Source organism: Tepidiphilus olei, from assembly GCF_006980705.1.
GTDB classification, from domain to species: domain Bacteria; phylum Pseudomonadota; class Gammaproteobacteria; order Burkholderiales; family Rhodocyclaceae; genus Tepidiphilus; species Tepidiphilus olei.
Window position 1 is genome coordinate 80,929 of sequence record NZ_SBHO01000003.1, and the last position, 22,722, is coordinate 103,650.

The 22,722-nt window shown below is 65.7% G+C and carries 24 protein-coding genes; 11 read left to right on the top strand and 13 right to left on the bottom strand.

Annotation, left to right across the window (positions count from 1 at the left end):
- Nucleotides 1–83: 83 nt before the first annotated feature.
- The gene (locus tag EPD80_RS05145) at nt 84–1,313 is read right to left on the bottom strand and encodes a cation diffusion facilitator family transporter (protein ID WP_142810001.1); all 1,230 of its coding nucleotides are present in this window, start codon (nt 1,311–1,313) and stop codon (nt 84–86) included.
- Nucleotides 1,314–1,323: 10 nt separating this feature from the next.
- Here EPD80_RS05145 and EPD80_RS05150 point away from each other — a divergent pair, with 10 nt between their 5' ends.
- Genes EPD80_RS05150 through rfbC form a run of 8 tightly spaced genes read left to right on the top strand, consistent with a single transcriptional unit; the run spans nt 1,324 to nt 8,484 of the window.
- Nucleotides 1,324–1,776: a rhodanese-like domain-containing protein gene (locus EPD80_RS05150; protein WP_142810175.1), complete on the top strand. Its 453-nt coding sequence runs from the start codon at nt 1,324–1,326 to the stop codon at nt 1,774–1,776.
- Between the two features lie 25 nt (nt 1,777–1,801).
- Nucleotides 1,802–2,914: a quinolinate synthase NadA gene (nadA, locus tag EPD80_RS05155; protein WP_142810004.1), complete on the top strand. Its 1,113-nt coding sequence runs from the start codon at nt 1,802–1,804 to the stop codon at nt 2,912–2,914.
- A gap of 50 nt (nt 2,915–2,964) precedes the next feature.
- Complete coding sequence (locus tag EPD80_RS05160) at nt 2,965–3,774, top strand: endonuclease/exonuclease/phosphatase family protein (protein ID WP_221928860.1); 810 nt, start codon at nt 2,965–2,967, stop codon at nt 3,772–3,774.
- A gap of 39 nt (nt 3,775–3,813) precedes the next feature.
- A complete protein-coding gene (clsB, locus tag EPD80_RS05165) occupies nt 3,814–4,998 on the top strand; it encodes a cardiolipin synthase ClsB (protein WP_185957719.1) in 1,185 nt (394 codons plus the stop codon).
- Nucleotides 4,999–5,037: 39 nt separating this feature from the next.
- Nucleotides 5,038–6,114 carry a dTDP-glucose 4,6-dehydratase gene (gene rfbB, locus EPD80_RS05170; RefSeq protein WP_142810007.1) on the top strand — a complete coding sequence of 359 codons (1,077 nt, stop codon included), beginning with the start codon at nt 5,038–5,040 and terminating at the stop codon, nt 6,112–6,114.
- Nucleotides 6,111–7,037, top strand: a complete 927-nt coding sequence (rfbD, locus tag EPD80_RS05175; protein WP_142810009.1) for a dTDP-4-dehydrorhamnose reductase — start codon at nt 6,111–6,113, stop codon at nt 7,035–7,037. The genes rfbB and rfbD overlap by 4 nt, the downstream gene beginning before the upstream one ends.
- Nucleotides 7,034–7,933 (top strand): glucose-1-phosphate thymidylyltransferase RfbA, encoded by a 900-nt coding sequence (gene rfbA / locus EPD80_RS05180; RefSeq protein ID WP_142810011.1) that lies wholly within the window; start codon nt 7,034–7,036, stop codon nt 7,931–7,933. Before rfbD ends, rfbA begins: the two co-directional genes overlap by 4 nt.
- Complete coding sequence (rfbC, locus tag EPD80_RS05185; protein ID WP_142810181.1) at nt 7,933–8,484, top strand: dTDP-4-dehydrorhamnose 3,5-epimerase; 552 nt, start codon at nt 7,933–7,935, stop codon at nt 8,482–8,484. Before rfbA ends, rfbC begins: the two co-directional genes overlap by 1 nt.
- A gap of 286 nt (nt 8,485–8,770) precedes the next feature.
- Here the strand turns inward: rfbC and EPD80_RS05195 are convergent, their stop codons facing one another.
- From EPD80_RS05195 to EPD80_RS05240, 10 genes are all read right to left on the bottom strand, one after another.
- Nucleotides 8,771–10,066, bottom strand: coding sequence for a M23 family metallopeptidase (locus EPD80_RS05195; protein ID WP_142810013.1), 1,296 nt, complete (start codon nt 10,064–10,066; stop codon nt 8,771–8,773).
- Nucleotides 10,067–10,162: 96 nt separating this feature from the next.
- A complete protein-coding gene (gene dacB, locus EPD80_RS05200) occupies nt 10,163–11,572 on the bottom strand; it encodes a D-alanyl-D-alanine carboxypeptidase/D-alanyl-D-alanine endopeptidase (protein WP_142810015.1) in 1,410 nt (469 codons plus the stop codon).
- A gap of 8 nt (nt 11,573–11,580) precedes the next feature.
- Complete coding sequence (gene lysA, locus EPD80_RS05205) at nt 11,581–12,831, bottom strand: diaminopimelate decarboxylase (RefSeq protein WP_142810017.1); 1,251 nt, start codon at nt 12,829–12,831, stop codon at nt 11,581–11,583.
- Entirely contained in the window at nt 12,828–12,932 is a 105-nt protein-coding gene (gene lptM, locus EPD80_RS11575; RefSeq protein WP_142804883.1) for an LPS translocon maturation chaperone LptM, read from the bottom strand. The genes lysA and lptM overlap by 4 nt, the downstream gene beginning before the upstream one ends.
- A 128-nt stretch (nt 12,933–13,060) precedes the next feature.
- Nucleotides 13,061–13,663, bottom strand: a complete 603-nt coding sequence (phaP, locus tag EPD80_RS05215; RefSeq protein ID WP_142810019.1) for a TIGR01841 family phasin — start codon at nt 13,661–13,663, stop codon at nt 13,061–13,063.
- Between the two features lie 210 nt (nt 13,664–13,873).
- Nucleotides 13,874–14,650, bottom strand: coding sequence for an enoyl-CoA hydratase (locus tag EPD80_RS05220; RefSeq protein ID WP_142810022.1), 777 nt, complete (start codon nt 14,648–14,650; stop codon nt 13,874–13,876).
- 29 nt (nt 14,651–14,679) lie between these two features.
- The gene (lptA, locus tag EPD80_RS05225) at nt 14,680–15,348 is read right to left on the bottom strand and encodes a lipopolysaccharide transport periplasmic protein LptA (protein WP_221928861.1); all 669 of its coding nucleotides are present in this window, start codon (nt 15,346–15,348) and stop codon (nt 14,680–14,682) included.
- A complete protein-coding gene (gene lptC / locus EPD80_RS05230; protein WP_142810025.1) occupies nt 15,345–15,980 on the bottom strand; it encodes an LPS export ABC transporter periplasmic protein LptC in 636 nt (211 codons plus the stop codon). Before lptC ends, lptA begins: the two co-directional genes overlap by 4 nt.
- Complete coding sequence (locus EPD80_RS05235; RefSeq protein ID WP_142810028.1) at nt 15,977–16,504, bottom strand: KdsC family phosphatase; 528 nt, start codon at nt 16,502–16,504, stop codon at nt 15,977–15,979. Before EPD80_RS05235 ends, lptC begins: the two co-directional genes overlap by 4 nt.
- Nucleotides 16,504–17,496 carry a KpsF/GutQ family sugar-phosphate isomerase gene (locus EPD80_RS05240; protein ID WP_142810031.1) on the bottom strand — a complete coding sequence of 331 codons (993 nt, stop codon included), beginning with the start codon at nt 17,494–17,496 and terminating at the stop codon, nt 16,504–16,506. The genes EPD80_RS05235 and EPD80_RS05240 overlap by 1 nt, the downstream gene beginning before the upstream one ends.
- Nucleotides 17,497–17,709: 213 nt before the next feature.
- Here EPD80_RS05240 and EPD80_RS05245 point away from each other — a divergent pair, with 213 nt between their 5' ends.
- Entirely contained in the window at nt 17,710–19,686 is a 1,977-nt protein-coding gene (locus EPD80_RS05245) for a monovalent cation:proton antiporter family protein (RefSeq protein ID WP_142810034.1), read from the top strand.
- 95 nt (nt 19,687–19,781) lie between these two features.
- Here EPD80_RS05245 and EPD80_RS05250 read toward each other — a convergent pair whose 3' ends face one another.
- Together EPD80_RS05250 and EPD80_RS05255 are read right to left on the bottom strand one after the other, a co-directional pair.
- A complete protein-coding gene (locus EPD80_RS05250) occupies nt 19,782–20,333 on the bottom strand; it encodes a FlgO family outer membrane protein (protein ID WP_142810037.1) in 552 nt (183 codons plus the stop codon).
- Nucleotide 20,334: 1 nt separating this feature from the next.
- Entirely contained in the window at nt 20,335–20,973 is a 639-nt protein-coding gene (locus EPD80_RS05255) for a FlgO family outer membrane protein (protein WP_142810040.1), read from the bottom strand.
- 134 nt (nt 20,974–21,107) lie between these two features.
- Between EPD80_RS05255 and EPD80_RS05260 the strand changes: the two genes are divergently transcribed.
- Nucleotides 21,108–21,935, top strand: a complete 828-nt coding sequence (locus EPD80_RS05260; RefSeq protein ID WP_142810043.1) for an ABC transporter ATP-binding protein — start codon at nt 21,108–21,110, stop codon at nt 21,933–21,935.
- On the top strand, nt 21,932–22,714 hold the full coding sequence (gene mlaE, locus EPD80_RS05265) for a lipid asymmetry maintenance ABC transporter permease subunit MlaE (RefSeq protein ID WP_142804893.1): 783 nt from the start codon (nt 21,932–21,934) through the stop codon (nt 22,712–22,714). The genes EPD80_RS05260 and mlaE overlap by 4 nt, the downstream gene beginning before the upstream one ends.
- Nucleotides 22,715–22,722 lie beyond the last annotated feature (8 nt).

The window sequence follows — 22,722 nt, forward strand, 5'->3', positions numbered from 1 at the left end:
AAAAATAAAGCAATGTTCGTGCCAGGTTTTTGTGTGGCGAGATGGGGCATTTCGTCGGGGCGAGTGCAGCCCGGCGGTATCGATCATGCACTGGATTCGTGCGATTCGGCCTTTGGTATGCACTTTTCTGGTGCAATCTCGACGAAGAGTCGGATCGTGGCGAGATCGGGGTGGCGCTGGCGCAGGGATTCGAGCTGGGAAAAAAGCGCCGTTCGATCCGCGGCAAGCAGGAATGGCGCCTGTTCGGCCGGGATCTGTAGGTCGAGATGGGTACGCCCACCCTGGTAGTGCAGGATGATCCAGTCTGGGGTGGCGGCAGCGAAAGCGGGCAGTGCGCGTAGCTCTTGCACCAATTCGGTGCGATCGGTGAGGGCTTGCATCTGCCCGGGCGGACGGGTCATGTCGTTTTCGTGGTCGACGTGGATCAGCGCATCGTCGAGGTGGGGGAAGCGTTCCTTGAGGCGGGCAAATACGAGGTCGGCCACGCGGTGACCTTCGGAGACCGACAGGCGAGGAGCGACCTGGATGTGCGCATCCAAGAGGATGCGGTCGGCCATGCGCCGCGTGCGGATCTGGTGCAGATCCTCGACGCCGGGGGTGGTACGGATCGCTTCGGCGATGCGGGCGACTTCTTCCGGATCGAGCCCGGTGTCGACGAGCTCGCGCACCGCTCGGTAGGCAAAGCGTACGCCCATGGAGGCGATCATGAAGCCGACGAGCGCGGCGGCCAGGAGTTCGAGAAAACGGTAGCCGGCGAGGCTGCCGCCGATGCCGATCGCCACGACGAGCGAGGAGGCGGCATCCGAGCGGGCGTGCCAGGCGGCGGCCTCCAGCACCTGCGCCTTGAGGGCGCGTCCGCGGCGGCGTAGCCAGTGATACATTCCTTCTTTGGCGAGCAGTGTGATGAGCGCCATGACGAAGGCCGCGGTTTCGATCGGCGGGGCGTGCTCGAGCGTCTGTAGCCGCATGCCCGCCGCCCACAGGAAGCCGCAGCCCACTCCCAGCAGTACGAGCCCGAGAACGAAGCTGGCAAACGTTTCGAAACGCCCGTGTCCGTAGGGATGGTTGTCGTCGGGCGGAGCGCCGCCGCTGCGCCCGGCCCAGCTCACCATGGCGTCGGTGGTGAGGTCGGCGAGGGTATGGATTGCATCGGCCACGAGGCTGAACGCGTTGGCGGCTAGCCCGATGAGGATCTGCAATATGGCCAGGATGGCGTTGATGGCCATGGCCGTGAGACTGGCGCGGGCGATGGCGTTGCCGCGCATCCGCGCTGCGTTGGGCAGTGGAGGCGGTATACTAGATTCGGAGCTCATGGAGGACGCCGTGGGAAATCTGCACGATATTCTAGCGCTTGCCGGCGAGCGCGCCGAGCGCTTCGGCCTGCCCTACGCCGGGGCTTTGACGCCCACCGAGGCGTTTCTGGTGTGGCAAGCGGCGCCCGGCGCGGTACTCGTCGATTGCCGTACCCGCGCCGAGTGGGATTGGGTAGGCCGTATTCCCGGTGCGGTGGAGATCGAATGGCTGCACTATCCCGACTTGATGCCGAATCCCGATTTTCTCACCCACCTTCGGGCCCAGGTCGACCCCGAGTCCTTGGTGATGTTCTTGTGTCGCTCGGGTGGCCGTTCCGATCAGGCGGCGCGTGTGGCTACGGCGGCGGGTTTTACTTCGTGTTACAACGTGCTCGAAGGTTTCGAGGGCGCGAAAGACGCCGCCGGGCATCGCGGAACGGTGGGGGGATGGAAGTTCCACGGCCTGCCGTGGGTGCAAAGTTGAATCGATGCCCTTTGGGAGGGAGGAGATGACGACGATTCTCGAGAAAGCCTTGCCGTTCGCGCCCTACGCGGCGATGAGCGACGAGCAGGCGCAGGAGCGCATCCTTGCGGCGCGATCGCGCTTGGGCGAAGAGGCGGTGATCCTGTGCCACCACTACCAGCGCGCCGACGTCTATCGGCACGCCGATCTCACCGGCGATTCGCTCAAGCTCGCCCGGCTCGCCGCGCAGACTTCCTCGCGTTACATCGTTTTCTGCGGCGTGCATTTCATGGCCGAGGTCGCGGATATCCTGTCGCAGCCCGAGCAGGTGGCGATCCTGCCGGATCTGGCCGCCGGTTGTTCCATGGCCGACATGGCCGATCTCGCCAAGGTGACGCGCGCCTGGCGGGAACTGGGCGAAGTGCTCGATGGCGATCCGGCCGAGGTCTATACGCCGGTCACCTACATCAATTCCGCGGCCGATCTCAAGGCCTTCTGCGGTCGTCACGGCGGCATCGTGTGCACCTCGACCAACGCGCCGCACATCATGGAGTGGGCTCTGGCGAGACGCCCCAAGCTCCTCTTCTTCCCCGACCAGCATCTGGGGCGCTGGACCGGCTACAAGCGCGGTATCCCGCTGGAGGACATGCTGGTGTGGGATCCCGATCTGCCTTACGGCGGTTTGACGCCGCAGCAGATTCGGCGGGCTACCATCCTGCTGTGGAAAGGGCACTGCTCGGTGCATCAGATGTTTACCAAGGCGCAGATCGATCGCTGGCGGGCCAAGCATCCGCACGGCTACGTCATTTCGCACCCCGAGTGCGCCTTCGAAGTGTGCCTGGCTTCCGACCACGTCGGTTCGACCGAATTCATCCAGAGCACGATCCGCGTCGCCCCGGCGGGCACCGAATGGCTGGTGGGCACCGAGTTCAACCTGGTCAGTCGTCTGGCCGAGGAGATGGCGCCGCAGGGCAAGACCGTGCAGTTCATGGGGGGGGTGGTGTGCATGTGCTCGACGATGCAGCGCATCGATCCGCAGCACCTCGCCTGGACGCTCGACAATCTGGTGCAGGGGCAAGTGGTCAATCGCATCGCCGTGCCCGAGGAGACGGCCCGATGGGCGAAAGTGGCGCTGGAGCGCATGCTGGCAGCCACATGAGTGGTTTGCTGGCGGAGCAAAAAAAGGGGCGACGTTGGCTAGGAGGGGCGATGCACGCGCCCTTTACCGCTTCGGAGCGTCTCCTCCGTCCCGGCATCCACCGATCGGTGGCGCTGCGCGTGGTGAGTTACAACATCCACAAAGGCTGGGGGCCTTTCAACCGACGTCTGACCATCGCCGAGATGCGCGAGGCGCTGCATGGTCTCGACCCCGACCTCGTGCTGCTCCAGGAAGTCCAGGGGGTGCATATTGGGCACGCGCTGCGCCATGCCCACTGGCCGGCGCAGCCGCAGCATCACTATCTCGGGGCCGAACGTTGGCCCGAACGCATCTACGGCGGCAACCGTTTTCACGAGCTGGGACATCACGGCAATGCGGTGCTCTCGCGCTTTCCGGTCCAGGATTGGGCCAATCACGACGTCTCGGCGCATCGTTGGGAGAGTCGCGGCATCCTGCATTGTGCCGTGGCGCTGCCGCACGGCGCGGTCTTGCATGTTTTTTGCGTGCATCTCGGGCTCAGGGCACGCTGGCGGCGCCAACAGCTCGAGCGGCTGCGTGAGCTGATCGCCGCCTTGCCTCTGCAGGCGCCGGTCGTCGTGGGCGGGGACTTCAACGACTGGGGTCGAGCGGCGGAAGAGCTCCTTGCTCTGCCCTTGGGTTTGCAGGATGCTTTTACCGCTGCCGGACGCCGCGCGCCGCCGCGGACCTATCCCGCGCGCGGTCTGGCGATCGGCCGGCTCGACCGGCTCTACGTGCGCGGCGGTACGGTGCGTGAAGCGCACGTGCTGCGCGGGCGTCCTTGGTCGCGTCTCTCGGATCATCTCCCGCTCGTGGTCGACCTCGACCTGGACGTTCGATGAGTGCGCCGTGCGGCTGCCTCCCCGCCTGAGGGCTCGCCGATGGCCCTGGACTTCCTGCCCGGTAACCGTCTGGAACTGCTGGAGAACGGTGCGGAATTCTTCCCGGCGCTGCTGCAGGCGATCGATGAGGCCCGCGAGGAAGTGCAGCTCGAGACCTACATCTTCGAGTGCGACGAAATCGGCGAGGCGGTGCTCGCGGCGCTGGTCAGGGCAGTGGCCCGGGGCGTGCGCACTCGTCTCCTGGTCGATGGCTTCGGCAGCCGTGATTTTGTGCTGCAGCGGATGCACGGCGTGGCGGCCGCGGGCGTGGAGGTCGAAGTCTATCGCCCGCTGCGTGGCCCCTGGTTCATCCCGCGGCGCCATCGATTGCGGCGCCTGCACCGCAAGCTCGTCTGTTGCGACGGACGCGTCGCGTTCGTCGGCGGCATCAACATCCTCTCGGATTTCACTCGTCTGCCCGGGCGCCGGACCCGCCAACCGCGATGGGATTACGCCGTGCGGATCGAGGGGCCGCTCGTGCGTTCGGTGCAGCAGGCGATGCGCCGCCTGTGGCGCCTGGTCTACTGGACCAACGTCAAGCGCCGTCCTCCCCCTGAGCCTCGCCTCACGGCAGCCCCGAGGATCGACCCAGCCGGACCCCATCGCGCCGCCCTGGTGCTGCGCGACAACTGGCGCCATCGTCACGACATCGAGCACGCCTATCTGCAGATGCTCGCGCGTGCCCGCGAAGAGGTCTGGATCGCCTGTGCCTACTTCTTTCCCGGCAAACGCTTTCGCCGGGCGCTGGCGGCCTGCACGGCGCGGGGCGTGCGGGTGCGCCTCGTCCTGCAGGGGCTGAGCGATCATCCCATCCTGTCGCAGGCCACGCGCGCCCTCTATCCCTGGCTGCTGCGCCATGGCATCGAACTATGGGAATATCATGCCACCGAGATGCACGCCAAGGTGGCGGTGTTCGACGGTCGTTATTCCACGGTGGGCTCGAGCAACATCGATCCCTTCAGCCTCTTCATGGCGCGCGAGGCCAACGTCTGGGTGGATGACCCGGGGTTCAGCAAAGATCTGCGTGCACGGATCGAGCGGCACGTGGCGCAGGGCGCGGTGCGGCTCGACGAAGAGGGGTTCGCGCGGCTACCCCGCTGGCGCAAGGCTTTGAGCTGGGTGGTGCTCGGCTGGGTGCGCCTCATCATCGGTTGGGCGGGCTATACGCGCGACATGGAGGGGTGAAATTGGTATCATTGCACTTTTCCGCGACCTGTACCGACCATGACGATTCTCGTGACCGGCGGCGCCGGCTTCATCGGCAGCAACTTCGTGCTCGACTGGCTCGCGCGCCATGACGAGCCCCTGGTCAACCTCGACGCCCTCACCTATGCGGGCAATCTGGAGAACCTCGCCTCGCTCAAGGGCGATCCGCGCCATGTCTTCGTACACGGCGACATCGCCGATCGGGACCTCGTGCGCTCTCTGCTCGAACGGCACCGGGTGCGCGCCGTGGTGCATTTTGCCGCCGAATCGCACGTCGATCGCTCCATCCATGGGCCCGAGGCTTTCGCGCGCACCAACGTGCTGGGCACCGTGCGGCTGCTGGAGGCGGCGCGGGCCCATTGGGAAGGGCTGCCCGAGCCCGAGCTCTCGGCCTTTCGCTTCATCAACGTCTCCACCGACGAAGTCTATGGCTCGCTCGGCCCGGACGATCCGCCCTTCACCGAGACTACGCCCTACGCGCCCAATTCGCCTTACGCGGCGAGCAAGGCCGGGGCGGATCACTTCGTGCGCGCCTTCCATCACACTTATGGTCTGCCGACGATCACCACGAACTGCTCCAACAACTACGGCCCCTACCAGTTCCCGGAAAAGCTCATCCCGCTGTGCCTGACGCGCGCGCTCGCCGGCGAGCCGCTACCCATCTACGGCGACGGGCAGCAGGTGCGCGACTGGCTCTACGTGGGCGATCATACGGCCGCGCTCAGGCGCGTGCTGGAGGCGGGCCGGCCGGGGCAGACCTACAACATCGGCGGCTGGAACGAGCGCACCAATCTCGAGGTGGTGCACACCTTGTGCCGCTGGCTCGATGCGCTCGCGCCGCGCGCCGACGGCCGCTCGTACGCCGAGCAGATCACTTTCGTCACCGATCGTCCGGGACATGACCGGCGTTACGCGATCGATGCGCGCAAGATCGAGCGCGAGCTCGGTTGGCGACCGGCGGAAACGTTCGATACCGGCATCGAAAAAACGGTGCGCTGGTATCTCACGCACCGCGACTGGGTCGAGCACGTCACTTCCGGCGCGTATCGCGAGTGGCTCTCGCGCCACTACGGCGCCGCTTTGTCGGCGCAATGAGCGAGGCCTCCATCCTCTTGCTGGGCGCGAGCGGTCAGCTCGGCTGGGCACTCGCCCCGCTCCTGGCGCTGCAGGCCCCGCTCGTCGCCCCTTCACGCGCCGAGCTCGATCTCGGCGATGCGGCGGCCCTGCGGGCGCGGCTCGATGCCCTGCGCCCTCAGGGCATCGTCAATGCCGCGGCCTACACCGCGGTGGATCGGGCCGAGACGGAAACGGCGCTCGCCTGGCGGCTCAACGCCGAAATGCCCGGAGAACTCGCCCGCTGGGCCGCGGCGCACGGTGCCTGGCTCATGCACTATTCCACCGACTACGTCTTCGACGGTACGGGGCAGCGCCCTTGGCGCGAGGACGATGTGCCCCGGCCGGTGAACGCTTATGGCCGCAGCAAGCGTGCCGGCGAAGCATTCGTGCTCGAAAGCGGCGCCCGTGCACTCATTCTGCGGGTGAGCTGGCTCTACGGGCTGCACGGAGCCAATTTCCTCAAAACCATGCTGCGCCTGGGCGCGAGCCGACCCGTGGTGCGCGTGGTGGCGGACCAGGTGGGCGCACCCACCGGCACCGGGCTCGTTGCCGCAGTGAGCGCCGAGCTGGTGCGCCGGCTGCGCAGCGCGCCCGATACCTGCCCCACTGGTCTCTACCACCTCGCGCCCACCGGTGAGGCCAGCTGGTACGACTACGCTGCCTTCGTTTTCGAGCGTGCGCGCGCGGCCGGCTGGCCACTCGTGCTCGAGCGCCTCGAGCCGATCGCGAGCGCCGACTATCCGACCGCGGCCCCGCGCCCGGCCAATTCCCGGCTCGACACCACGCGGCTTGCCACCACCTTCGGCCTGCGGCTGCCGCCCTGGCAGGACGAGGTGGCACGTACGGTGGCCGTGCTCGCCGAGCCGCTGTCCCTTCTACCCCCATTGATGCAGAAATCATGAATTCGACTTCTTCCCGCAAGGGCATCATCCTCGCCGGCGGTTCCGGCACCCGGCTCTATCCCTCGACGCTCGCCGTCTCCAAGCAGCTGCTGCCGGTCTACGACAAGCCGATGATCTACTATCCGCTGTCTACCCTGATGCTCGCCGGCATCCGCGACATCCTGGTGATCTCCACGCCCCAGGACACGCCGCGTTTCGCCCAGCTCCTGGGTGATGGCAGCGCCTGGGGGTTGTCCCTGTCCTACGCCGAGCAGCCCTCGCCCGACGGACTCGCGCAGGCGTTCCTCATCGGCGAAACCTTCCTTGCCGGCGCCTCTTCGGCCCTGGTGCTGGGGGACAATCTCTTCTATGGCCACGACCTGCCGCAGCTCCTCGTCGCGGCGAATGTGCGCGAGCAGGGCGCCACCGTCTTCGCCTATCACGTGCAGGATCCGGAGCGCTATGGCGTGGTTGCATTCGACGCCACCGGGCGCGTGGTCGACATCGAGGAGAAGCCCATCCGCCCCAGATCGAACTATGCCGTCACCGGGCTCTACTTTTACGACGGCAGCGTGGTCGAGCGCGCGCGGGCGCTGCGCCCCTCGGCGCGCGGTGAGCTCGAGATCACCGACCTCAATCGCAGCTACCTGCAGGAAGGGCGGCTCGCGGTCGAACTCATGGGACGCGGCTATGCCTGGTTCGATACCGGCACGCACGATTCGCTGCTCGAGGCCGGGCAGTTCATCGCCACCATCGAACGGCGCCAAGGGCTGAAAATCGCCTGTCTGGAAGAAATCGCCTGGATGCAGGGCTGGATCGACGATGCGGGGCTCCTGCGTCAGGCCGAACGGCTGGGCAAGAGCGGCTACGGACGCTATCTGCGCCAGCTGCTCGACCAGGGGCGGGGGGCGGCATGATGCGAGCGATGGCGCTCGAGATTCCCGAGGTGATCCTGCTCGAGCCGGTGGTGCACGGCGATGCGCGCGGCTATTTCTTCGAGGCCTACAATCGGCGCGCGTTCGTTGCCGCCACGGGGCTCGAGGTCGACTTCGTACAGGACAACGAATCGCGCTCGCGCCGCGGCGTGCTGCGCGGCCTGCATTATCAACTGCCGCCGCACGCGCAAGGAAAGCTGGTGCGCTGCACCGAGGGGGCCGTGTTCGACGTGGCCGTCGACCTGCGCCGCAGCTCGCCCACGTTTGGGCGCTGGGTGGCCACCGAACTCTCCGACGAGAACAAGCGCCAGCTGTGGATTCCGCCCGGTTTCGCCCACGGGTTTCTCACCCTCAGCGAGCATGCGCGGTTGCTCTACAAGACGACCGACTATTACGCGCCCCAGTGTGACCGGTCGCTACGCTACGACGACCCGACGCTGGCGATCGCCTGGCCGGATCTGGGGATGGAGCCTCTCGTTTCCGACAAGGACCGTGCGGCGCCGTTCTTAGCCGCGGCCGAGTGTTTCTCCTAGGGAAACGCTGAATAATTGGCTGCGCGGGCGAATCGCTGCGTTGCGCGGTGCTCGCTCCCTCGCCTATCTACTCGATATGTCTCGGTCGCTGCGCTCCGTGCGCCTTGCGCTTCATCCCGCTCGCTCATTTCTTCAGCGTTTCCCTGGAGCGCGGCGAATAGCCTACCGAGAGAACGCAACGCTGCCCGGATGCCCGCCCGTCCTTGCGACGGGAGAGCAGCCCACCGCGCTTCGGGCGCTCGACCTTGGCGCCGCTCGCACGGGCCGCTTCCCGCGCGTTCCCGGTTCAATCGGCTGCGGCGACTTCGACCGGCGTGCGGGTGAGCAGCGCGATTTTTTCCAGCAGCGGTGCCGTTTGTTGACGGAAGCGGGCGAGTTCGCGTTCTGGCAGCGGCTCGGGGGCGGGCAGGGCGATTTTGAGCGGATCCTGCGGTTTGCCGTTGATGCGTACTTCATAGTGCAGGTGCGGGCCGGTGGCCCAACCGGTGGAGCCGACGTAACCGATCACGTCGCCCTGAGAGACGCGCTTGCCCGCCCTGAGACCCGGCGCGAATCCTTTGAGGTGGCCATAGCCGGTGACATAGCCGCTGCGGTGCTCGAGGAGTACGAAGTTGCCGTAGCCGTTCTGCCAGCCGGCGAACTTCACCACGCCGTCGGAGGCGGCCATCACCGGCGTGCCAGGAGGGGCAGCGAAGTCGGTACCGGCATGGTGGCGCCATTCCCGTTTGATGGGATGGAAACGGCCGCCGAAATTCGAACTCACGCGAGTGAAACGCAGGGGGTAGCGCAGAAAACCCGTGCCGAGCACTCGACCGTCCGGGGTGTAGTAGCCGCTTTTGCCGCCGGGAAGGTCGTAGCGCAGCACGACGTGGCGCTTGCCCTGATTGACGAATTCGGCGGCGACGATCTCGCCCGGTTGCGGCAGCCCTTCGGCGTCGAGTTTCGTTTCGTAGATCACGGCGAAAGAATCGCCCACACGCAGGTCGCGTGAGAAATCGATCTGGGTGCCGAAGATCTCGGCGAGCTTGGAGGCGACCGCATCGGGCATGCCGATCTCGGAGGCGGTGGCAAAGAGCGAGTGCGTGATCACCCCCTGGCGTAATTCGAGAAAGGCGGTGCCGTCGTCGTTCTCGGTGCCGACAGGGGCCATGCGAAAGCCGTCGTCGGCTCGGTGGATGGCGACGCGTGCGCCGCTGACGAGCGGCAGGATCAGAGAATCGACCCGACCGTCGGCGCGAAGGCGTACCGTGGCGGTGGAGTGTGCACGGAGTTGCCGCTGGATGGCGCGGACCTCTTCATCGAGCGAGGTATAGTCGAGCAGCCCCTCGTCTTCGGCACCGATGCGCTCGAGGAAAGCGGGCAACGTCTCACCGCGACGAAACGCCTCGCGAATCACGTACGCCTGCGCCGTATCGGTGGCAACAGGGGGGGTGAGGGTGATCGGGGGGAGGTCGGTGACGAGGGGGGTGCGGGCGTACGGTACCTGGTCGGAGAAAGCGGCCACGGCTAGACCGACGACGGCGGCGCCGTAGAGTGCGAGGGTAGTACGCAGTACGCGGCGACGAAGGGGTGGTCGGTTCATCGAGTGTTTCCTCGGGCACGCAATGGCAGGAAATGGTCGGGATTATGAACCAGCTTTGGCGTAGGTGCAATGCTGGTTCGCCCGACTGAACGGGGATCAGTGCGCCCAAAGCCAATCGAAGAGCGCCGTGAGCGCCTCTCCGGCTTGAGCGGCATTCGCGTGCTCGATGACGGCGGCGATCACGTAAGGCGTCCCGGACTGGCTCTGGGCGAAACCGGCGATTGCGCGCACGTCGCGCAGCGTTCCCGTTTTGACGTGAGCCCACTCGCGGATGGGGGAATCCTTGAAACGGCGCCGGGCCGTGCCATCGACGCCGGCCACCGGCAGCGTGGCGATGAATTCGGCCGCGTAAGGGCGGTTCCAGACCGTTTGCAGCAAGCGGGCGAGGTCGGCGGCGGTGATGCGTTCTTCGCGCGACAGCCCCGCGCCGTTTTCCAACACCACCCCGTGGCGATCGATCCCCGCTTCGGTGAGCAGCGAGCGTACGGCACTCGCACCAGCGGCGACGTGATCCGGCGCTGCCGGCATGCGACGCGCGCCGACGAGGGCGAGGAGCTGGCGTGCGATCGGGTTGCTCGACCACTTGTTCATTTGATACGCGATTTCGGTGAGCGTGGGCGAGTCGTCGGTGGCCACGAGCCATTCGCCTCCGGCCGGGGCGGGGGCGTCGGCGGGCAGCAGCCGGCCACCCAGCTCACGCCAGATGCCTTCGAGCATGGCCGAGGCGAAACGCTCGGCGGGTAGCGGCGAGAGCCCGAGGAAACGGATGCCGCAGCTTGCCGGATAGCGACCCGCGAGCGTGATCGCCACGCCTTGCGCATCTTCCTGCACGCCCGTCTCGAGGCGTTTGACGACGTCGGCCGGGCAGGCGCCGGTTTCGATCTTCAGGGCGTTACCCACGCTCACGCCGGCAAGCGGCGGATGGAGCGTGGCGAGCACCCGCGCCCCGTCGGACGAGGGCTGTAGCTGCACGATCACCGTGTTGAAATTGACGAGCTCGGCGCTCGCCGGGGTGTTGTAGGGACGATAGCCGTCGCCGTCGAAAGCGAAGGGATCGGTTGGGGGAATGCGCAGCCCGTCGGCCTCCAGTATCAACCTACCCCTGATCGTGTGGATACCGAGGGCACGCGCCGTGCGCAGCAGTTTCCAGGCACGTTCGGCAGTGAGATAAGGGTCGCCGTCGCTGCGCAAAACCAGATCACCCACGAGCTCCTGACCGAGCACGCGGCCGCGGGCCACCAGCCGGCTCGTCCAGCGATACTGGGCCCCGAAGGTTTCGTAGGCGGCAAAGGTGGTGACGAGCTTCATCACCGAGGCCGGGTTGCGCGGCACGGTCTCGTTCACCGCCAGCAGCGGCGCACCGCCTTCGAGCGGCTGCACGAGGACGGAGACGGCCTGCACCGGCACTTGCGCCCGCTCGAGCGCGGCGGCGATCGACAGGGGCAGGGATTGGGCGCGGACGAGCCCCGCTCCCATCCACAGGAGGAGGGCGAACAGCAGGCGCATGGCCGAGGTCAGGTTTCTTCTGGCGCCCACAGGCTCTCCAGCGATTCGCGCCGGCGGATGAGGCGGTGTGTCGCCCCGTCCACCAGCACTTCGGCTGGCCGTGGCCGGGCGTTGTAGTTCGAGCTCATGGCCATGCCGTAGGCGCCGGCCGAGAGCACCGCGAGCAGATCCCCGGGTTCGAGGGCGAGTTCGCGCCCGCGGCCGAGGAAGTCGGACGATTCGCACACCGGCCCCACCACGTCGTAGCGGCGCGCCGGCCCCGGTCGCGGCACGACCGGGACGATCTCGTGCCAGGCGTCGTAGAGCGCCGGGCGCATCAGGTCGTTCATGCCGGCATCGACCAGGGCGAAGTCCTGTTCTTCCCCCTGTTTGAGGTATTCGACGCGCGTGAGCAGCAAGCCCGCGTTGCCGACGACGGATCGCCCCGGTTCGAACACCAGTCGTTCGGGGCGGTCGGCAAAGCGATCGGCGAGCGTGCGCAGCACGGCGGGGATGTCGGGCGGAGTCTCGTCGCGGTAACGGATGCCCAGGCCCCCGCCCAGATCGATGTGCCGCAGCCGGATACCGTCGCGCTCGAGCCGCGCTACCGCGTCTTTCACGCGATCGGCGGCTTCCAACAAGGGAGAAGGGTCGAGCAGCTGCGAGCCGATGTGGCAGGCGATGCCGACGAGCTCGATCTCCGGTGCCGACTTGGCCTGCCGGTAGAGCTCGAGCGCTTCCGCCACGGGAATGCCGAATTTGTTGCGCTTGAGCCCGGTGGAGATATAGGGATGCGTCTTGGGGTCGACGTCGGGGTTGATGCGCAGGGCCACCGGGGCATGCCGACCCAGTTCGCGGGCGATGTGCGTGATACGGGCGAGTTCCGCCGCCGATTCGACGTTGAACACACCGATCCCGACTTCCAGCGCGCGGCGGATCTCGGCGGCGCCCTTGGCGACGCCGGAGAAGACGATGCGATGCGCTTCGCCGCCCGCGGCGAGCACGCGTTCGAGCTCGCCGCGGGAGACGATGTCGAACCCCGCCCCGCGCGCGGCGAGTAGCCGCAGGATCGAAAGATTGCCGTTCGCCTTGACAGCGTAGCAGATCTCGGCGCGTTCGGGCGGCAGCGCCGTGCGATAGCGGTCGAACGCCGATTCGATCGCCGCACGCGAATAGACGTAGCAAGGGGTGCCGTAGGCGGAGGCAATGGCTGTGAGCGGAACGTCTTCGAGGGCGAGTCCTCGTGCCGTGACCCGTAGCGTCGGCATGGGGAAATTCATTTCGATTCCCCCGAGGCAGGAGGTGGGGGCAGGTAGAGCGGTCCTTTCACACCGCAGCCGGCAAGCGCCAATGCGAGGACGAGGGGGAGGAGAAAGCGCATGGTCTGCAGGAAAGAAGTTCGGTCGAAACGCTATCCTAGCAGAGCCGGCGGCAGGGGAAAAGCAAAACGCCCGCGTACGGCGGGCGTTTCACGCAACGCGGTGCCCGGCACCGCGTCCAGTGTGCGACTCAGGCCGCGCTCTGGGTGGTTTTCTTGGCTGCCGTCGCCGCGGGGGCGGCTTTGGTGGCGAGCTGCTGGGAGGCGGACGTCACGGCCTTCACGGTGGCGCTGGTTGCTGCAGTCATGTTGGCCTCGGCGATCTCGGCCACTTGCTTGGCGGCCTTGGCGAGGTTGTCGTAGGCGCTGTTGGCCGCCGCGATGGCGGACTTGGCTGCCGCGATGACCGTCTCGGCGCCGGTGGGCGCAGATTTTGCCATCTTGTCGAGCAGCTCGATCATTTGCCGGTTGGCTTCGGCCAATTGCGTTTCGATGATTTTGGCGATCTCGGTCTGGCTCTGCTGCAGCACTTCGTAGACGTTGCGCTGATAGGCGAGCGTCTTCTCGATCGAGGGGGTGAGGGCTTCTTGCTGCAGCTTGAAGAATTCCTGCGCGTCTTTGGTTTCGGCAACGCGCTTGGCGTGCGCGAGCGACTGCTCGATCGCTTCGCGCAGGGTGTTCATCTGCAGCGCGATGAGCCGCTCGGTCGCGGAGAATCCGGAGCTGGCCATGGCGAGCCACGCATCCGAGAGTTGGCGGCCACGTTGGGTGAGGGTGTCGACGGTGGTGTTCATGGTACGTCCTCCTTGAATGGAAAAGATTGCTGCAATGCAGCAACGATCCCACTATAGTTCAAGGTCGGGGCCTTGTCAAGCTTTTTTGTGCAATGCACAAAATCCATGTAACGCAAGGATTTTTTGGGATTTGGATGCAAATAAAGGGGAAAGGTTCTCGTTTGCCGTATCGCGACATGAGCCGCCCCCGTAGGGGCGGGTTTCGAGCGCTCAGCGATGGGTGAATCGTGGGGCGCGTTTCTCGAGGAAAGCGGCCATGCCTTCCTTTTGGTCTTCCAGGGCGAAGCTGGAATGGAACATGCGGCGTTCGAAGAGCAGACCTTCGTTGAGGGGGCCCTCGTAGGCGCGATTGACGCACTCCTTGATCATCATGACGACCGGCAGCGAGTAGCTGGCGATGGTCTTGGCCGTCTCGAGGGCGTCTTCGAGCAGCCGCTCGGCCGGGACCACGCGCGCCACCAGGCCGCTGCGCTCGGCTTCTTCGGCGTCCATGAAACGACCGGTGAGGCACAGCTCCATCGCTTTGGCCTTGCCCACGGCGCGCGGCAGGCGCTGGGTGCCGCCGGCGCCGGGCAGGATGCCGAGCTTGACTTCGGGCTGACCGAACTTGGCATTGTCGGCGGCGATGATGAGGTCGCACATCATGGCGAGCTCGCAGCCGCCGCCCAGAGCGAAACCGGCCACCGCGGCGATCACCGGTTTGCGGCAGGTCTTGACGCGTTCCCAGTTGCGCGTGATGTAGTTGCCCTTGTAGGCGTCCATGTAGGAGAAATTGGCCATGGCGGCGATGTCGGCCCCGGCGGCAAAGGCTTTTTCGTTGCCGGTGATGACGATGGCGCCGATTCCTTCGTCGGCCTCGAAGGCATCGAGCGCATGCCCCAGTTCATCGACGAGCGCATCGTTGAGGGCATTGAGCTGCTTGGGGCGGTTGAGCCGGATGAGGCCGACGCGGTCGTGGGTCTCGACGATGATGTTTTGGTAGTCCATGGAATGCTCCTCTCGTGGGTGGGAAAAATTCATTGTTCCTCGGTGTTCTTCGGCTGAATCACGGCACGCACACGGCCCGATGGCGCACTGGAGGTGCCGCCGGCGGTGGTGACGTAGTACTGGTCGGTGTTCTGGTCGTACTCGATGTAGGCGCCACGCACTTCGTCCTGACCCGAGGTGGCGCGGGCCCGGCCGATGAGCTTTACTTTGTTGGTGCGCGCGTCGTATTCGAGCCGCTCGGCTTCTCCGGTGACCCATTCGTCGCTGTTGTCGCGTTTCTGCTTGAAGGTGGCGAGCCTGCCGCCTTGGGCGGTGGCCACACCCGTCTTGAAGCCCTGCTCGTCTTGGGTCACGACGACGCGGTCGCCCCGGATTTCCAGCGTGCCCTGCTTCATGAGCACGTTGCCCTCGAAAATATGGATTTTTTGCCGGTCGTCGACGTGGATGCGGTCGGCGTCGATTTCGATGGGTTTTTGTTTGTCGGCCTTTTCCGCATACGCGGGCGCGGCGGCCAAGGCGAGCCACAAGGGCAATAGCAGGGCGCCTAGAAAAACCGTCGTGAGCGGCCGCCGCCCTAGGCGTGAGGCGCTTGGGGTGGGAGTCTCATGAACGTGGGTGTGCTTCAGGGCAGCGCGTAACGCTGCCATGCAGCCGCGCAGCAGCTTGATCGAGGTCTCCGGCTGAAGGATAGGGATCATGGTGATGGACTCCGTCGGGGAGCGGGAGACGCCGTCGGCGGCGATGCGGCGTTCTTGGAGGTGGTCGAGGGGGGTGGTGGCCAGAACACGTGGGCGTTGCCGATGAGCGTGATCTTCGCGAGGTGGTCTTCCGCTTCCATCCGGTCGCCGCTGGCGCGCCGCTCGCCGCGTGTGATGAGCACGGGAAGGTCGGAGCGGGCTCGACCATCTTCTGGCCACCAGATGAGCATTTGTCCTTGGTAACGGGTTTCCTCTCCGTCGAGCACTCGGGTGACGAGCACGTCGTCATGAGCATGGATCCGTTGCCCACCGTCGAAGACGTCGGCGCGCTGCGCCTGTCCGGTGAAGTAGACGTCCTCGCGCCGGGATGTGACACGGGGGTGTTCGAGCGCGGTGCGATCGTCGCTCAGGTAGTGCGTGGCGCGCTCGGCGATGAGGCGGTGCATGGGCAGTCCGGCCTCCGAATAGACGTCGATGACCAGGCCGCCGGAGACGAGATCGACTTCGCCGGCGGGTTCGACGGGGGCGGGCTGGGTGAGAAGGTTCACCCGCCGCTCGAGCCAGAAAGAGAATCCGGCAAGCAGCGTGACGAAAAGCAACGGCAGGAGCACGGCGGGGCGAGGAGGGGTCATGGGGTGTGAAGGTAGGGTGCCAGCAGTTCGTCCCAGCGTCCTTGGGCACGCAGCAGGAAGTCGCACAGTTCGCGCACGGCGCCGGCTCCGCCGGGGCGGGAGGCGATCCAGTCGGCCCGGGATTTGACGAGCTCGTGGGCGTCGGCCGGCGCCGCACTGAAACCGCAGGAAAGCATGAGAGGGAGGTCGACGACGTCGTCGCCCATGTAGCCGGCCTCTTCGAATCCCAGCCCGCGCTCGGCGAGTCGCGCGGCCATCTCGCTGCGTTTGTCTTCGATGCCCATGGCGAGCGGCAGGCCCAGTTCGGCACAGCGCCGTGCCAGGGCGACGGAGGTTCGGCCGGAAATCACGATCGGTTCGATGCCGGCGCGGGCGAGCAGCTTCAGCCCGTGTCCGTCGAGGGTGTGGAACGCCTTGAGGGTGTCGCCCTCGGGGCCATAGTAGAGACGGCCGTCGGTGAGCACGCCGTCGACGTCGAACCCCATCAGGCGCACGCGGCTGGCTTTGGCGGTGGCGATGGTCATCACAGCACCTTGGCGCGCATGAGGTCGTGCATGTGCAGCGCCCCGACGAGGCGGCCGTCGTCGACCACGAGCATCTGGCTGATACGCGCATCTTCCATACGGCGCGCGGCTTCGGCGGCGAGCGCCTCGGGGGAGATGGTCTTGGGCGAAGGATTCATGCGCCGGGCGAGAGTCTCGGTGCGCAGGTCGGCACCTTGTTCGATGGCGCGGCGCAGATCGCCGTCGGTGAAGATGCCCAGCGGCTGGTCGTCGGCATCGATCGCCGCGACCATGCCCATGCCGCCGCGCGACATGATGAGGAGCGCTTCGGTGAGGGGAACGTCGGGCGGCGCGGTCGGGACCTCGGGGCGCAGCCGCATCACGTCGGCCACGCGCGTGAGCAGCTTGCGCCCGAGCGCCCCGCCGGGGTGCGAACGGGCGAAATCTTCCGGGCCGAAGCCGCGCGCTTCCAGGAGCGCGATCGCCAGCGCGTCGCCCATGGCGAGCGCCGCGGTGGTGCTGGCGGTCGGGGCGATGTTGTGCGGGCAGGCTTCCTCGCGCACGCTCACGTCGAGATGCACGTCGCTCTGGCGTGCGAGCGGGGAATCGGGGCGGCCGGTGAGGGCGATCAGGGCCGCGCCCTGGCGCTTGATGGCCGGCAGGATCATCAGCACTTCGTCGCTCGCGCCGGAATAGGAAATGGCGACGACGACGTCCTCGGGCGTGATCATGCCGAGATCCCCGTGCGCGGCCTCCGCGGCATGGACGAAGTAGGCGGGCGTGCCGGTCGAGGCGAGCGTGGCGGCGATCTTGCGCCCGATGTGGCCGGATTTGCCCACGCCGGTGACGATCACCCGGCCGCGCGCGCCGAGAATCGTTCGTACCGCGTCGCCGAAGGTTGGGTCGAGCCGCTCGGCCAGGGCGTGCAGTGCCTGCGCTTCGATGGTGAGCGTGCGCCGTCCGCTGGCGAGCATGCGGTCGGTGTCGAGGGGGGGAACCGTCTGCGGCTGCATTTACGCTTCGTTTATACTTGAAAAGCCCAGTATAACAAATACGGGCACCTCGAATGACCTCGCTGCGCGGCTGGAAGGTAGCGTTCTGCGGTGCTCGGATGTCCGCATATCCACTCGATATGTGTCGCATCCGGCGCACCGGATGCCTTGCCTCGCAGCCGCCCGCGGCGCTTTTTCGCGGTGTCCAGACGAATCCCGTCTCGGGGGATCGGAATGCATGAAGTCTTGATCACGATTCTGATACTTTTGGCCGCTTCGCTTTTTGCGGTGGCCTTGTTCAAAGAGATGGGGTTGCCCTCTCTGATGGGCTATCTCTTGGTGGGAGTGGCCATCGGGCCGCATGCCTTGGGTTTGATGCCTCAGGATGGGCCGACGGCCTGGCTCGCCGAATTTGGTGTGGTTTTTTTGATGTTCTCCATCGGCTTGGAGTTCTCGCTCACCCGCCTCAATGCGATGCGCCGCATCGTGCTCGGTTTGGGGGCGCTACAGGTGATCGTCACGCATATCGTGCTCACCGCCTTGTTTTGGCTCTTGGGTCTGTCGCTCTTGCCGGCCTGGGCCCTGGCCGGTGCGCTCACCATGTCTTCGACGGCCATCCTCTCGAAACTCCTCGTCGAGCGGCGCGAACTGGAAAAACCTCACGGAAGGGAGACCATCGGCGTCCTGTTGTTCCAGGATCTGGCGGTGGTGCCCTTGCTGATCCTGGTGCCGGCGTTCGCTTCCTCGCAGGGCGACCAATGGGTGGGGGCGCTGGCTTTGGCAATGTCAAAGACCGTGGCGGCACTCGTCTTGGTCTTGCGCTATGGGCATCCTCTGATGAGCCGTTGGTTCGACTGGGTAGCGAAACGGCGCTCGCCCGAGCTCTTCATGATCAACGTGCTGTTGGTCACCCTGGGCATGGCCGCTTTGTCCGAGGCGTTTGGCCTGTCGTTGGCGCTGGGGGCTTTCTTGGCGGGCATGCTGATTTCCGAGACCGCCTATCGTTATCAGGTGGAAGAGGACATCAAGCCGTTTCGCGACGTGCTCTTGGGCTTGTTTTTCATCACGGTGGGGATGTTCCTCGACATCGGCGAAGTGACGCGTCACTTCATCTACGTGGCGGGCTTGCTGGTCTTGGTCCTGGCGATCAAATTCACGGTGGTGTTCGTCGGTTCGAGGATGATGGGCTCGAAGGCGCCGGTGGCGATGCGCTCGGCGTTGTGGTTGTGCACCGGCGGGGAGTTCGGTTTCGTGTTGCTGGCGCAGAGCGCGGGATTGGAGATCTTGCCGTCGTTCTGGCTACAGACGGGCGCGGCGGCGTTGGTCTTGTCGATGTTGCTCGCTCCGCTCATCGTCGCGGCGTCGGACCGTCTGGTGTTGCGCTTCGTCGCCTCGGAGTGGATGACGCGTGCGATGGAGCTCACGGCGATCGCAGCGCAGACCATCAAGGTGAAACAACACGTGTTGATCCTGGGCTATGGCCGTACGGGGCAGTATCTGGCGCGCCTGCTGGAGCACGAATCGGTGCCGGCCGTGGCGCTCGATCTCGATCCCGAGCGGGTGGCCGAGGCTACGGCCGCGGGTGAAAACGTACTCTATGGCGATGCGAGCCGGCGCGAGACCCTGATCGCGGCCGGCTTGCTGCGCGCCCGCGCAGTGGTGATTTCTTTTGCTGATCTGCAGGCATCCCTACGCGTGTTGTCGGTACTGCGCGAACTGCGCCCCGACGTGCCGGTCGTGGTGCGCGCGCGCGCCGAGAGCGATATCGACTGGCTGACCGCGGCCGGCGCCACGGCGGTGATCTCCGAGGCGATCGAAGTTAGCCTGATGCTGGCCACGCATACCTTGGCGCTCATCGGTACTCCCCTGAGCCGCGTGGCGCGGCGCATCCGCGAGATTCGTGCCCAGCGGTACGCGCTGCTGCGCGGCTATTTCGCTGGCAGTTCGGACGAGCGGGGATCCGAAGGACTGGAAGGGGAGATTCGCCTGCATTCGGTATTGCTGCCCGAGGAGGCTTGGGCAGTGGGGCGGCATCTCGGTGAGCTGGGTTTGAAAGAGTGCGGCGTCGAGGTCGCGGCAGTCCGTCGGCGCGGCATACGGGCGCAGTCACCGGAACCGGGATTGATCATGCGCCCCGGCGACGTGGTGATCCTGCGAGGGGAGCAGAAGGCGCTCGAGCGCGGGGAGGCGATCCTGCTGCAGGGGCCGTGAGGCAAAATCCCCGACTTCCCCGGCGGTACGCCCTTGCTTCGCGTACGCGAACCCTGCGCGACGGTTCCGCTGCACGCCGATCGATTCACGGCTGCTCAATCGGCCACGGTGGTGCGCAAATCCAGCCGGCCGTTGCTGGGGGGAGGTTCGCCGTCGAGGCAGTGCTCGGGGATTCGCCCGGTGCTCGCGGCGCGCACGGTGCCGTCGGTCGGATCGATTCGCCGTGCGCCCAGCGACACCCAGCCTGCGCTGCGCCGATAGGTGCCGACCGCGACCTCGCGTTCGCTGACCAGATCTCGTCGGATCCGTTCGGTGTCGCGCGTGAGCAGCCGAAATCCGTCTTCGTCCAGAATGAAATGGTCGCCCACTTCCACGTGACGAACCGGTGCGTTACAGCGCTGGCTCCAGGCCAGCCGGAAGGATTCTCCCAGGGCCTTACCATACGGGTCGGTGGTATAGCCGTCGACCTCGACGAAGTCGGTGATGACGATGTTTTGGCTTCCGGGGCAGATTTGCGCCACCATGCGAAAGAGCGCGTCTTGGAGGATCTCGTGGCACGACGGGCTCAGGGAGGTGGGGGCGCTACAGGCCGAGAGCAATGCTGCGGCCGACAAAGCTGCAGCCGCGGCTCGGATACGGGCGATCATTTCATTTGCCGCGGATGATGCGCATGGGTTTGAGCTGATCACCGTCGACGAGCAGTCGGGCGACGAACTCGTCGATCGGCAGGCTGATCTGGCCGGAACTCACGACCACGCCCGTATTGATGTCTATGATGCGGGCGTTCACGAAGACTTCGTTGCCGGCGATCGAATAAGTGCCGGCGAGCACCCCGGCGACCAGGTATTGGTATTCGAGCAGTTTTGGGTCGCGGGTGAGGACGAATTCGCCCGTGGGATTGACGGCCACCGCTTTGCTCAGGCGGATGTCGTAGACGTTCCAGCGTCGTATCTGCAATTCGTGAACCAAATTCTCGGTGACGAGGCGTCCCAGTGGAGAGGTGTCGTCGAGATCGTCGAGATTGACGAAGGTGCTGGCGAGCACGGCCGGAAGTAGGGCTTTGTGTCGAGTATTACGATCGAGCTGCTCGGCGAGTTGAGCGATGGCTGTACTGAATCCCGCCGCCCTGCTGGGCTCGGCGAGCGTCAGGCTCCCCGATGCGACGGGCGTGCTCCGGCTTTCGGCATCGGAAGGCTGAGCGCCTATGGTCTGGGTGCAGCCAGCTAGGGCGAACAAGGCGCCACACAACAGGGGGGCACCGTGGACGAGAAGGCGATTGTTCTTCATGGTCGTGCTCCTGGCTTTCCAGGGATATCGGCGAGCGTGACGTAAACTTTAATGATTTACCAGGGGCTATGGAGTCCTTTTGTGGGGTACGGGGTTTCGTGTATCATTGACGACACCCGAGGTGAGAGTGAGCCGTGACGACCCATCCTGACATCGCTGAACCCGTGGTTGAACTGCGCGGCGTCGACGCCGGTTACGGCGAGCGCCTGATCTTGTCGGGCATCGATTTTTCGGTGCGCCGCGGGCAACTCGTGGCCGTCATGGGCGGCAGCGGCTCGGGCAAGACCACCTTGCTGCGCCTCGTCTCCGGTCAGCTGCGCGCGCGCAAGGGAAGCGTGCGCGTCTTCGGCGAATCCCTGGAGAAGATTTCCGAAAAAGAGCTCTACGCTCTGCGTCGGCGCATGGGGATGCTCTTCCAGTTCGGTGCGCTCTTCACCGATCTGTCGGTATTCGACAACGTCGCCTTCCCCTTGCGCGAGCACACCGACTTGCCCGAATCGATGATCCACGACCTCGTCCTTCTGAAGCTCAACGCCGTGGGTCTGCGGGGAGCCGCCACGCTCATGCCCAGTGAGCTCTCCGGTGGCATGGCGCGGCGCGTGGCGCTCGCCCGTTCGGTGGCGCTCGATCCGGAACTCATCATGTACGACGAGCCCTTCGCCGGGCTCGATCCGATCTCGCTGGGGGTGATCGGTCAGGCGATCCGCAAGCTCAACGATGCGCTCGGTGCTGCGTCCATCCTGGTGACCCACGACGTGGTAGAGTCGCTTTCCATCGTCGATTACGTCTATCTCGTCTCCGAAGGGAAAATCGTGGCCCAAGGTACGCCCGATGAGATTCGCGCTTCTACCGATCCCTTCGTGCACCAGTTCATCCATGCCGAAGCCGACGGGCCCGTTCCGTTCCATTATCCCGCGCCTCCTCTCGCAGAGAGCCTGTTGGAATCGGAGGTGGCACGATGATCCGGTTGCTGCGCGCCCTGGGGCGGCTCACGGTCGATGGAGTTTGGCAGGTCGGGTTCGCAACCCGCTTCCTCTTCGTGATGCTGCGCCACTCGGGGCCGTCGTTTGCGCGTTTTTCGCTCACCATCCGCGAGCTCTATTTCTCCGGCGTGCTCTCGCTCGTCATCATCGTGGTCTCGGGCGCCTTCGTCGGCATGGTACTGGGGCTGCAGGGCTATGACACCTTGCAGCGCTTCGGCTCGGAGTCGGCGCTCGGCAGCATCGTGGCGCTGTCGCTGCTGCGCGAGCTCGGGCCGGTAGTGGCGGCACTGCTGTTTGCCAGCCGCGCCGGTTCGGCGGTCACCGCCGAGATCGGGCTCATGAAGGCCACCGAGCAGCTCACGGCCATGGACATGATGGCCGTCAACCCCATCGCCCGGGTGGTGGCTCCCCGCTTCTGGGGCGGGGTGCTGTCGATGCCGCTGCTCGCGGCCATCTTCAGCACCGTCGGGGTCATCGGCGGCTGGTTCATCGGCGTGGTCGTGATCGGGGTGGACAACGGCACGTTCTGGTCGCAGATGGCCAATTCCGTCGACTTCCGGGAAGACGTGATGAATGGGGTCGTCAAGAGCTTCGTGTTCGGTTGGGCGGTGAGCCTGATCGCGGTCTTTCAGGGCTATGATTGCACGCCGACGGCCGAAGGGGTGTCGCGGGCGATCACGAAGACGGTGGTCTATTCGTCTCTGACGGTGTTGGCGTTGGATTTCATTCTGACTTCTTTCATGTATATCGGAAAATGACATACGGG